Source organism: uncultured Polaribacter sp. (assembly GCF_947495205.1).
GTDB lineage: Bacteria > Bacteroidota > Bacteroidia > Flavobacteriales > Flavobacteriaceae > Polaribacter.
Window position 1 is genome coordinate 1 of record NZ_CANLXV010000019.1, and the last position, 11722, is coordinate 11722.

The window sequence follows — 11722 nt, forward strand, 5'->3', positions numbered from 1 at the left end:
TTTTGCCTAAAAAACCTTCTATAAAATACCAAACAGTTAATACTAATCAACTTGCGTTTTATTAATCGAACTCAGGTATATAGTGTTGGCATACGTTTTATGTTTTTTCCTATTTACTTTTTCAATTTCTAAACTTCTATTTTAGCTTTTAAACAACTAATTACAGTTTAATATTTACAATTAACCTTAATATTTAATAACAGGAGCAAAGTCCGAAATATAAGCAACAGTTGCGTTTGAGTCGAGTCCGAAAACAGGAGTTGCTCACGTATCTACTGCGTTATTGTTTAACAAATTATTTTCATGAGTAAAGTCCGAAATATTAGCAACAGTTGCGTTCGAGTTGAGTCCGAAAACAGAAGTAGCTAACGTTTTAATTCCGTTATTGTTTAACAAATTATTTCCAAGAGTAAAGTCCGAAATATTCACAACAGTTTCGTTCGAGTTAAGTCCGAAAAACAGGAGTGGCTTACGTTCTTACTTTTTATATTAAACAACTATGAATTCCATTTTTAACTTTAATATTTAAACAACTCATTTTATTAATATTAAGCTTGTCACGTCCTGTTTTGGCGCGCGATTTATGGATGCCAACGTTGTTGTATATGGTTTGTTGCGTATTTCAAGCAACTAATTTAGTAAATATTTACCGACCAAGAAAGTCCGCGAGGACTTTCGAAAGTAAGCAAGAAGCCAGCAATAAATTATATACGGTGTTAGCTTTAGTTATTTATTTCAGATTTTAATTGTTTTCCTAATTCTATTGATTTTTGTTTAGACCAACCTCTTGAAAGATGATTCATAGCCAATAAATTCGTTTTTGTTCCTAAAATCTCAAAGTTTTCTATTTTGTTTTTCACGATTTTTATTCCGTAAAGTTTTTGAAAATATTCAATTACTTCATTTCCGTGAATAAAAATAATTTTCGGTTTTATAGTTTTTAGTAAAAATTCAAATACTGAACTTTCTCGGTCTTTATTTGTTAATTCGTCAGCAGTTGGTGTAGCTTTTACAAACAAATTCGTTTCCAAAGTTTTGATTGGATTTGCTGATTCAATAATCCATTCAATTCGTTGCCTTGTGCTACTTAATTTATTCCTTCTTGTTTTTCCTGGTTTTAAAGGTTTCAGTTTTCTCTCAAGAATGTAACTTTCAAACCATTCAGACTTACTAAACCCTTTTTCTTTTGTCCAAAAACTCCAAAAGTCTTTATTCATTTCAGTTGCAGCATTTATACCAACTATAAATATTTCACAATTTAAAGGATTTCCTTCACAAATTAAAGGTCTTGGTTTTTCGTAATTTTTAAGTTTTTTATGTAAATTTTGTTCAAATTCAGCTAATTTCATTCTTTTTCGTAGGTTTTTTTTGGGTAATTAAAGCTAACGTTGTTGTATAAAGTTTGTTGCGTTGATTTAGCGTAAAGTTAATAAATATTTACTGAATTAAAAGTGTGCGAGAATTTTCCAAAATGAACCAATAAAAGCAATAAAATTTATACGGTGTTGTGCGTAGGCTTTTTTCAGTCAGACTGATGTATCCAATATAGTTCTCCATTCTTATATGTTATTATTCCTCCACCAGCTTCTTCTTTTCCAACGTAAATGCTCGGTCGTTCCAAATTCACTTTTTCTTCGCCAATTAATTCTCCGTTTTGAACTATAACTTCAAAAGTTTCTTTGTCATAGACAATACACCATAAATTAACCCAACCTATAGCATTAGGAAATCCTTTATATTCTTCTTTTCCGCAACCAATTGAGATTAAATTATGTCCTTTTTCCTCAATTATAAGTTTCGGACAATTTTTATTTTCAAAGTATATTTTTTCCATTATTCCGTTTCCATTCAGGTCAATTTGAATTGTATCTGAAATTCGATATTCTTTGTAATTTTTAAATTCAAAAAACTCTGGATGTTTCCAGTTTATATTTTTTTCGTTTTTTTGTTTTTTCGATTCGGTTTTTATTATTGCAGTTTGCTCATCTTGTTTTTCAGTTGATTTTTTTTCGACAACAGATTCCGTTTTTACAATTTTTTCATTATTATTTTTTTCTCCTTTATTTGTACAATTTAAAAGTGTTATTAATGTTAAAATTAGAAGAATATAGTTTCTCATTTAGTTCGATTTTTAGCTTACGCACAACGTTGTTGTATAAAGTTTGTTGCGTTGATTAAGCGTAAAGTTAGTAAATATTTACTGAATTATAAGTGCGCGAGAATTTTCCAAAATAAGCCATAAATAGCAATAAAATTTATACGGTGTTGTACTGCGTTTTTATAATTTCATTTCGTTAATAATTTCTTTAGTTTGCTCCATGTCTGTTATCATAAATTCAAGCATTTCAGAACGTTTCAACTTTGTCTTTTTCGTATATAAGTCTTTTCTAATCTGCAACAAAAGTTCACTAAGTAATGCAATCAACCTGTTTCCATAATCAGATGTATATTCTCCATTTTCATCTTTATAAATATCTGAATGAAAAAAGGTCTGCATTATTTTATTAAAAACCTGTATAGCTTTATCAGACCCAAATGTTGTCAAATCAAACACAGCTTTTTTATATTCCAATGTGGTCAGCTTGTTTATTTCTCTCTGTTTGACTTTTTCAGATAATGTAAAAGTCATTGTTGCGATAAATGGTTCTAAGAGTATTTTATACGTTTCTATCTTAAATTCCCTCGACTTTGCTTCTGAATTCAGAACATCTTCTTTTTTAGATTTAATAATCCAAGAAATAATTCCGCCAACAGTTAATAGAATAGGTGATAAAATAGCTATAATTAATGTTTGATTCATTTCATTGGTTTTGTCAAATGCAGTACAACGGCTCTGTATAAAGTTTGTTGCGTATTTTAAGCTAAAAGTAAGCAAATTATTACTGATTAGAAAGTCCGCGAGGACTTTCGCGAGTAGGCTATTAACTAGCAATAAAATTTATACCTTGTTGGCATTAGTTTTTTTAAATATTTTCAGGATTGTAAATATAAATTAAATCATCTCCTTTTAGCTCTTTTAATTTTTCAACACAACTTTCAAAAGTATTAAAATAGAATTTTCTACGTTCACCAATTTTTTGTCCAATTTGAGTATATAATTTCCAATTTTTCACTCCTTTTTTTTGGATGTAACCTTCATTGGATTTCAAATCGTATGATATTACATAAAAATTCTTATTAAGATTGTGGTTTCCTTTAAAGTCCCTTTGAAAAGCAATTCCTTTTATTCCGCCTTTCACAAGATTTAATTTCATTTTACGGTTTCTTTTTATAAAAATTAATTTGCATTATTTGACCATTTGGAATTAAACAATAATAATTTTCATTTTTGTAAACCTTATCAATTCCAGTATAACTTTTTCTTTCGTAAAGAAATTCCCATTTCCCAAATTCTAACATTCTCAATATTTTCCTCTTATTTTCTATTCTATTTGGAAAAATAAATACTTCGTTAATATTTTCAAATTTATTGAAGTATATTTTTATTTCAACTTCTTCTTTGAATAAAACAGAATAATAGAATTTTCCTGTTTTTAAGTCTCCTCTTTTTGTTTCCTTATTGTATTTAAAAATTTCATTTTTTGATTCTTTAAAAAAAGTAAAACCTTTATTTTTCATAAGTTTTATTAATTCATTTTTTCCTTTTTCAAGGTCTTTCCCAATTGGAACTTGAGAAAATCCAATTTGAGTTAACATTAGAAAAATTGTTAAAATTATATGTTTTCTCATTTTCGTTCTTAATTAATGCCAACGTCTCTGTATATGGCTCGTAGCGTGTAAATTATGAAATTATTTTCGAATGAAGCACGAGCCGAATTTTTTAATTTTTCTTATTATCTTTTTTCTCAATAAGCCAAATTAAAAAATTTGGCGGACTAGCAATTATACCTTAACTTCTATTAAGCAAAGAGCTAGCTATGAGCTATATACGTTGTTATGTGCTTGCGTTTTCGCGCTGTTTTATTGGTATCCAAACTTCTTCTTCAGAGTTTTCATCGGTTGGATTGTATTTTGCTCCCAAAACTTCAAAATGTTCTCTTTTGTCTAGTTCGTATTCAGAATTTGGTAACCAATGCCCAAAAATATATTGTGATGTTTTTGGAAAATCCTTTGGCGTTCCTTTATGAATAAAAACTGCGTAAAGTCCGCCCTCCAAAATTCTTGTTTCCATATTCTCTGGAATATTCTCAAAGTCCGAGGTCTCAATCATTGCGCATTTTAAAAATTCAGTTTGCGGATTAAAATCTTTGAAATTTAGAGATTTGTCATAAATCTGCATTGAATATAAATCTGAACCAATTGTATTTTTTATTTCCTTTTTTTTAGGCATAAAATTGCTCCATAGTTCAGCTGTTTTGTTGTTCGCTAAAGACATTTTTATTGATTTACCGACTAATTTCCTTTTTGGAAGTGTTTCTATTCTTGGTTGCATTTTAATGATTGGGTTCTATTTTAATATTGTATTTATTTAAAAGTCCAATTACTGTTTCTAAAGTAAATTTCGCTCCTTTAATTCTGTTATTTTCTGGGTCAATTGTAAAGTTATAAGAATTTCTGAAATCAGCATTTTGCAAATCCGTATTATCGAATATTGTATTTAGTAAATCGCAATCATCAAAAACAGAAGAGTTCAAATCACAATCTGTAAAATCGACTTCTTGAAGCTTGGATTTGGCAAAAATTGTTTTTGATAATTTTTGTTTGTAAAATATCGAATGATTTAATTGGCAATTTTCAGCTTTTATAGAAAAAGCAAAGTCGTTGCATTTTTCAAAATTTAGTCCTATCATTTTACAACCTTTAAAAATTACTTCTTGAAATCCCGTTTCGTGTAGATTTACTGAACTTAAATTGCAATCGTAAAATTCACATTCGATAAACCGAATTTTGGATAAGTCAGAATTTGAAAAATTACAGTTTGAAAAAGTACACAATTCGTAGTCGCATTTTTCAAGCCGATTTTCAGAATAGTCTTTTCTTTCAAATGTTTTTTCTTCAATAAAATGTTGTTCCATTTAATCTCGATGTTTTTTTCCGCTTGCACATAACGTGGATGTATATGAAAAGTTGCGTTTTTGTGCCATCGTTATTTTCCACCGGAAAATAAAAGATTGCAAAAAAGCAACAACCTTTGATTAGGCTAAATATAGCAATTTTTTATAAACGGTGTTAGCCAAAGCTGTGATTTTTCATAATTAATTTTTTTCTAACTATTTTTTAACTTTCTTTTTTCACGTTTGAGTAAGAATTCCGCAATTTTTGAATTCCGTTTTTTATGATTTAAATTTCTAAAAATTCTGCATTTCCAATTTTCTCAAATAAGCTCAATTCCGCAAACTTTCTGATTTAACATTTGAGTAAATATTCCGCAATTTTGATTTCAGCGTTTGCTCATTTTTTTATTTTTATTAAATTCCTCAATTTTCAAAAAATTGCGATAAGTAAGAGAGTGTTCCATAATTTTAAAATTCCGTTTTTCTCTTTTTTATTCCGCCTGAGTGAGTGAGCAGTTTTGGCTAACGTTGTTGTATAAAGTTTGTTGCGTTGATTTAGCGTAAAGTTAATAAATTTTATTGAATTAAAAGCGTGTGAGAATTTTCCAAAATAAGCAAATAACAGCAATAAAATTTATACGGTGTTGGCAATAGTTTATTTACTTAAAAAATTAATAAAATTCCTTCCTAACTTCGAGCAACTAATCTTTAGTGTGGGAATTTTTGAATTTGACAAAAGTGTATAATCAGAATCTATAAACCCTTTATTTTTCAAATCTAAAGTTATGAATTTCATAGAAGATTCAGGTATATGAGAATTAAAGCCAATATGTATATCCTCAATATCTCCAGATGCAGATGTTGGTCCATTAAATCCCATTTTAATGAGTGCTTTCAAACAATTAATATGCTCAACAGTAAAAATGTCTAAATAATTTAAAAAAATCGTTTGTTCATAAGATTTAACATCAGATTTCACACTATTTATAACAGCATTTTTCAAGTAATTAATTTTTTCGTTCTCGTGAGTTTTTATTACAATTTGAGATGCCGTTACAAAAGAAGAAATAAATCTTTCATTTTTGGCTAAGTTTTCAGTTTCAAATTCTTTATGTTTTTCCTTAAGATTAGTTATTTCTTTATAAAGTAATTCAATCCATTGTTTTTGTTTTTTTTCAATAGGAGTTTTTATGGTGAGATTGATAAATTCATTTATAACTCCTCCTGCAAATGGAATAGCAGAAATTCCTCCTTTTAAAGTAGCTATAAGATAATCATTAATGTTAGGTTTTTCTTTATTCACTTATTGTTTTTGTTAATTATTGCCAACGTTGTTGTATAAAGTTTGTTGCGTTGATTTAGCGTAAAGTTAATAAATATTTACAGAATTGAAAGTTTGCGAGAATTTTCCCAAATAAGCAATTAATAGCAATAAAATTTATACGGTGTTGTGCAAAGGTTTTTCTATTCTCCTATTTTTTGATTAATATAAAATTATTATTAGTAAAAACAAAAAAGGTAAAGTCAAAGCAATTAACATTCCTAAACAACCTTTGGTTACTATTTTTCCTACTTTTTGATTTCTGCCACTTTTTGTCAAAGGAACTCCAATTTTTCTTGAAACCTTTGATTTTGCTGCTGAATATCCACTTAATTTTTTCCACGAAAATCCTCCTTTATTCATATCTTTTTATTTATTAATTTTAGTCCCACAATTAGGACATTTACATATTTCTTTCTTTTTTTTCTGTTCTTGAATTCTAGTTATAAATGCTGAACTTATTATTCCTGTTGGAAGTGCAATAAATCCAATTCCGATTAATGCAATTATTCCACTCATAACTTTTCCCATTGCAGTTATTGGGAAAACATCTCCATAGCCAACTGTTGTTAAAGTTGCAATAGCCCACCAAAATGAGTGTCCAATACTTGCAAATTTTTCGGGTTGAACTTCATTTTCAAAATAATACATTATTGTTGAAGATAATACAAGTAAAATAAATGCAATAAAACCAGTAATAGCTAATTCAGATTTTGTACTTTTTAAAACACACGTTATTGTATTTAATGATTTTGAATATCTTCCAAGTTTAAAGATTCGTAATAACCTGAAAAGTCTCAATATTCTTAAAATTCTCAAGTCAAAAGGAAATATCAAAGGTAGATAAAAAGGTAAAATTGCTAATAAATCAATTAAGCCAAGAGTTGAAAATCCAAATTTCAGCCTTTTCTTAAAAGAATTTCCTTTGTAGGATTTTTCCAAATCAGAAGTCCATAACCTTAATAAATATTCAATCGAGAAAATAATTACAGAAATTAGTTCAAAATAATAAAAAAAATCAGAGAATGATACTTTTAATTCTCGGTATGATTCCAATATTAAAGTAATAACATTTAAAATAATTAATCCGTAAATTAATTTAATAAAGCTTGGATTTTTATTTATGAATTCATAAATTCTCTTTTTCATATTATTTTTCTTCTTAGCTCAATCCTCTTAACTTTTGCACAACGTTGTTGTATAAAGTTTGTTGCGTTGATTTAGCGTAAAGTTAATAAATATTTACCAAATTAAAAGTGTGCGAGAATTTTCCAAAATAAGCAATTAAAAGCAATAAAATTTATACGGTGTTGCCACACGTAATTATTCAGCCGTTTCTTTAAAGCTTTCCAAAAACTTTTTATTTTTTTCTTTACTTTTTTTGATGAAAGATTTTATTTTTTCTTCAATTTCAGAAGTTAAGTTTTGTTTTTCAACTAAAAGTGTAATTCCATTCGGTTCTTTTATATGTCCCATAATTTAAACTTTATAATATTGTTTTATTAGTTTTAAAGCTTCTTTAGGTTCAATTATCATTTGATTCGAGTTTCCAACTCTTTTTGCTCCTAAAAAATTTTCATAGTGAGAAACTAAATTAGATTTTGCATTAAAAGCAACATATCCAAAATCTCCTTTGTCCCAAGATTGTTTGCAAGCAAAAGCAAATAAATTTCCTGCAACTCCATAATAAACTTTATTTCTCCCAATATTGAAGTCAGCATTCTCAATTAATTCCACAAATACAAATCCGTCTTTGTATTTTAGACTAATTAAGCCTTGAATTACTTTATAATTTTCTTCAATTATTAATTTATAAACTGTTCCACCATTTTCGAATTCAAGTTTCCAATCAAAATTCCAATTCTTATCTAATAATTTCAAATCAGTTTCTTCAATTTTAAGCACTTGAGTGTCAAAACTGTCTCCAGTAATTCTATTCTCAATTGAATTCGTTAATTTATCGATTTCAATACTTATAAATTGCTTTTTTTTCATGAAATAAAGATACGAAATTTTTCGATTATATTAGTTTTTTAGAGATTCGTGGTTTATGTGTGGCAACGTGGATGTATAAACTTTGTTGCGTTTATTCAGCGTAAAGTTAATAAATTTTACTGAATTGAAAGTGTGCGAGAATTTTCCAAAATAAGCCAATAAAAGCAATAAAATTTATACGGTGTTGTGTGCAGTTAATTATTACTTATTGTTCCTGTAACGAAACCAATAATAAAATCATTTTCATTAGACCGTTTATTTAAAATTCTATTAATTTTCATAATATTAGACCAATAGGTTAGAATATTCATTGTAGATTCTTTTTCCTTGTCGGTCTTAAAATAAACATTAATTCCATAACTTTCATTTTCTTCTATTTCACATATTTTCTCTTTAGAGATTATATTTTCAATTGTGTTATTTTTAAATAGAGGATTCTTATATCTAAATTTCATTTTAGAAAAGAAAATATTCTTATTTGAATAAAACCCTATTGAATCCTTGTTCTGATAAATTATTCCGTTACTAAATAGATAATGTTTGGATTTAAAGTTATCATTTTTGAAGTCTCCTTTAAAAATAATATTATCATTACCATCTAAAAGAATAAATTTTGCTTGCTCATTATCCAAAATATAAGATGAGTTTTGTAAAGAATTATTCTCTTGTCCAAAAAGTGGTACATAAATCATAATTATTAATAATTTAAAATATTTCATAATTTTTTTATTTTAATATTTAACGTATTCAAATTTTTCATGAGTATTGAACACTTGCAATTTTGCCTTCTTTTTTAAGAAATTCATTTTGTGTAAAATTCTTGTATTTTTCTCTCTTATTTTTTTCTTCCAAGTAGAGAACTTTCTCGGATATGGTGAAACTTTGCTCTAATTGCACACAACGTTGATGTATAAAGTTTGTTGCGTTGATTAAGCGTAAAGTTAGTAAATATTTACTGAATTAAAAGTGTGCGAGAATTTTCCAAAATAAGCAAAATACAGCAATAAAATTTATACGGTGTTGGGCTTAGTTTTTTTTCCAAATTTTAAATTCATTTCTGACTATATTCAATATTTCAACCATAAATAAAAGTTCATCTATCTCATTAAAATTTTTATAATAACTTTCAGGATTATAATATTTAAATTCATTCGTTTTATTGAATTCTTTCACTTGTACAGTATAACTTACTCCATCTAATATGCTTATGGATTTATGAACGGATTCGTACTCAATTATTTCTTTACCTTTTCTATTTGTTTTAGTTTCAAAAATTGAATCTCTTCCTTGAATTTTCCAACTAATTTCTTCTTGATTTGGCAAATTCATAACTTTACTTCTCAAGAATTTTAGAAATATAAAGTCAAAATTGTTTTTTGGTTTTAACTTTTTCTTCTCAATTTTTAATTCAGTTTTATTAGGAATTTCAGCATAATGCTCATAAAATTCCGCTTTCCATTTTTTTCTCTCGTAATTATACATTCTAAAGACAGAAGAATAATTATTAATTCCTCCTCCAGAATATATTCTAATCTCTCTATTATATTTTAAAGTGTCTGTTAAGTTTAAATCTTTATTCAACAACTTTATATTTTGAGCTTTAACTCCAAAAGAAATTAGTAAAATGAATATCAAATAGTTCTTTTTCATAATTATGCCCAACGTTGTTGTATAAGGAAAGTTGCGGTTTTGTTAGCGAGGAATTTCCAACGGAAATTCAGAAGTTGATAAAAATGCAACTGCCTTTGATTAAGCACTAATTTAGCAATTTTTTTTATACGGTGTTGTGTGTAGGCTTTTTTTTGTATTTCAATTTTGGATTCTTAATATTCCATTCGTAAATAATTGTTTCTTGAGTTTTTTCTAATGATAAAAAGTATCTTAATTCTTTCAATACTTTTCTGTCGATTTCATATTTACCATTACTTTCAAATATTTCTCCTTCAAAGCTCATTTTACAAGAAACTCCTTTTCCTTTATTGTCAAAATGAAAATGTGGTTTATTTTCTATAAAATGATCATTACTATAAATATTAAAAGAGTAACCAAACTTAGACTTCCATTCTTTTACTTTTTCAAGACCTAAATATCTAATTCCAGCTTTATGATTTTCAATTGTTAACCCTTTTTCAAAAGATAACTTTAGGTCATCAAATGCAGAATTCAAATTAATTGGACTTATAATTTTTTCCTTTTTAACAATTTTCTTGTAAAAAATTATAAATATTAAAGTTAATAAAGCAAGGAAATAAGTTAAACCCAGAAATATATCATATTGAAGGCATAAGTCAGTTCCAGTTATATTGGAAATACATTCTCCAACTTCTGTTTCATATTTTAAACTAACTAAAGTGTCTATTGACATATAGTAGAAAAAAGGTATTCCAATTATCAAGATAATTAGAAATATAATGTATACAATTTTTTTCAATAGAGTTCAGTTTTTAGCTTACACACAACGGTTATGTGTATGATTTCGTTGCGTGTTCAAGCACTAAAGTTAGCAAATAAAAACCGAATAGAAAATCCGCGAGGATTTTCGTAAGTAGGCTAAAACTAGCAATGAATTATACACGGTGTTGCCAGTAGTTTTATTCATTCGAACCAATATATCTCAATTTATTTTCAGATTTTGATAATTCGAATACAAAATGAAAAGTTCCATCTTCAAATTTTTGTTTTTTATTGAAATCTCTAATATAATTATATTTTGTTTCATAATTCATAGTGTCTAGTTTTACCAATTCAGGTCTTTTACTGTACCAGTCGTTTTTTAACTTGCCTAAATAATTTCTACTTTCGATAATTTCCGTTTTTAACCGATTATAATCTCTATTAGATAATTCAATTTCCAAAATATGGTAATAATCCATAAATCCGCCACTTGAGTTTTTTAATATTTTAAAGTCATCTTTTAATTCAATATTATGTTTTGCGAATAAATTCCGAGTATCATTTTTACTGAATATCCAGTCACTAATCCAAGGTGACATAAAAAGTAAAATAAAACCAATAGCTAAAAATGATGAAATATAAATACCAGCTTTTGATTTCTTAAAAACCCTAAAAATCCAATAACTCAAAAATGTAATTTGAAAAGCCAAAATAAATGGCCAAATGAAAATAATTAAAAATTCAAGTTCAGCTATTATTGTCCAAATTACAATAATTCCTAAAAGTGTTCCTAAAATAATTCCGGTTACTTTTTTTCCTTCTTTAAAAGGTAACCAGAAACAAAGGAAAGTAAATCCAAGTAAAACTAAACTAAATATGATTTGAATGCTGTTCATTAATTACTGGCAACGTGGATGTATAAACTTTGTTGCGTTTATTAGGCGTAAAGTTAATAAATTTTACTGAATTAAAAGTGTGCGAGAATTTTCCAAAATGCGCCAATAAAAGCAATAAAATT

The 11722-nt window shown here is 27.0% G+C and carries 16 protein-coding genes; all 16 read right to left on the minus strand.

The genetic code is table 11. The annotated features are described in order from the left end of the window. Positions 1-722 precede the first annotated feature (722 nt). The 16 genes from Q0762_RS13585 to Q0762_RS13660 all read right to left on the minus strand — a co-directional run bounded on the left by Q0762_RS13585 (position 723) and on the right by Q0762_RS13660 (position 11600). Positions 723-1349 carry a hypothetical protein gene (locus Q0762_RS13585; protein ID WP_298767621.1) on the minus strand — a complete coding sequence of 209 codons (627 nt, stop codon included), beginning with the start codon at positions 1347-1349 and terminating at the stop codon, positions 723-725. Positions 1350-1522: 173 nt separating this feature from the next. Then, entirely contained in the window at positions 1523-2119 is a 597-nt protein-coding gene (locus tag Q0762_RS13590; protein WP_298767623.1) for a hypothetical protein, read from the minus strand. 159 nt (positions 2120-2278) lie between these two features. Next, a complete protein-coding gene (locus Q0762_RS13595) occupies positions 2279-2800 on the minus strand; it encodes a hypothetical protein (RefSeq protein ID WP_298767625.1) in 522 nt (173 codons plus the stop codon). Between the two features lie 163 nt (positions 2801-2963). Further along, positions 2964-3254, minus strand: coding sequence for a hypothetical protein (locus tag Q0762_RS13600; RefSeq protein ID WP_298767627.1), 291 nt, complete (start codon positions 3252-3254; stop codon positions 2964-2966). Between the two features lies 1 nt (position 3255). Beyond that, entirely contained in the window at positions 3256-3729 is a 474-nt protein-coding gene (locus Q0762_RS13605; RefSeq protein ID WP_298767629.1) for a hypothetical protein, read from the minus strand. 205 nt (positions 3730-3934) lie between these two features. Then, positions 3935-4432, minus strand: a complete 498-nt coding sequence (locus Q0762_RS13610) for a GyrI-like domain-containing protein (protein WP_298767631.1) — start codon at positions 4430-4432, stop codon at positions 3935-3937. A gap of 1 nt (position 4433) precedes the next feature. Further along, the gene (locus Q0762_RS13615) at positions 4434-5015 is read right to left on the minus strand and encodes a pentapeptide repeat-containing protein (RefSeq protein ID WP_298767633.1); all 582 of its coding nucleotides are present in this window, start codon (positions 5013-5015) and stop codon (positions 4434-4436) included. Between the two features lie 634 nt (positions 5016-5649). Continuing rightward, a complete protein-coding gene (locus Q0762_RS13620; protein ID WP_298767635.1) occupies positions 5650-6297 on the minus strand; it encodes a hypothetical protein in 648 nt (215 codons plus the stop codon). A 180-nt stretch (positions 6298-6477) separates the two neighbouring features. Beyond that, positions 6478-6678 carry a hypothetical protein gene (locus tag Q0762_RS13625; RefSeq protein WP_298767637.1) on the minus strand — a complete coding sequence of 67 codons (201 nt, stop codon included), beginning with the start codon at positions 6676-6678 and terminating at the stop codon, positions 6478-6480. 6 nt (positions 6679-6684) lie between these two features. After that, positions 6685-7464, minus strand: coding sequence for an ion transporter (locus Q0762_RS13630; RefSeq protein WP_298767639.1), 780 nt, complete (start codon positions 7462-7464; stop codon positions 6685-6687). Between the two features lie 174 nt (positions 7465-7638). Continuing rightward, the gene (locus Q0762_RS13635; protein ID WP_298767641.1) at positions 7639-7791 is read right to left on the minus strand and encodes a hypothetical protein; all 153 of its coding nucleotides are present in this window, start codon (positions 7789-7791) and stop codon (positions 7639-7641) included. Between the two features lie 3 nt (positions 7792-7794). After that, positions 7795-8310 (minus strand): hypothetical protein, encoded by a 516-nt coding sequence (locus tag Q0762_RS13640; RefSeq protein ID WP_298767643.1) that lies wholly within the window; start codon positions 8308-8310, stop codon positions 7795-7797. Positions 8311-8504: 194 nt separating this feature from the next. After that, positions 8505-9029 carry a hypothetical protein gene (locus tag Q0762_RS13645; protein ID WP_298767645.1) on the minus strand — a complete coding sequence of 175 codons (525 nt, stop codon included), beginning with the start codon at positions 9027-9029 and terminating at the stop codon, positions 8505-8507. Between the two features lie 307 nt (positions 9030-9336). Then, the gene (locus Q0762_RS13650; protein ID WP_298767646.1) at positions 9337-9960 is read right to left on the minus strand and encodes a hypothetical protein; all 624 of its coding nucleotides are present in this window, start codon (positions 9958-9960) and stop codon (positions 9337-9339) included. Between the two features lie 124 nt (positions 9961-10084). Continuing rightward, a complete protein-coding gene (locus tag Q0762_RS13655) occupies positions 10085-10741 on the minus strand; it encodes a DUF4160 domain-containing protein (protein WP_298767648.1) in 657 nt (218 codons plus the stop codon). Between the two features lie 160 nt (positions 10742-10901). After that, on the minus strand, positions 10902-11600 hold the full coding sequence (locus Q0762_RS13660; protein WP_298767650.1) for a hypothetical protein: 699 nt from the start codon (positions 11598-11600) through the stop codon (positions 10902-10904). Between the last annotated feature and the right edge of the window lie 122 nt (positions 11601-11722).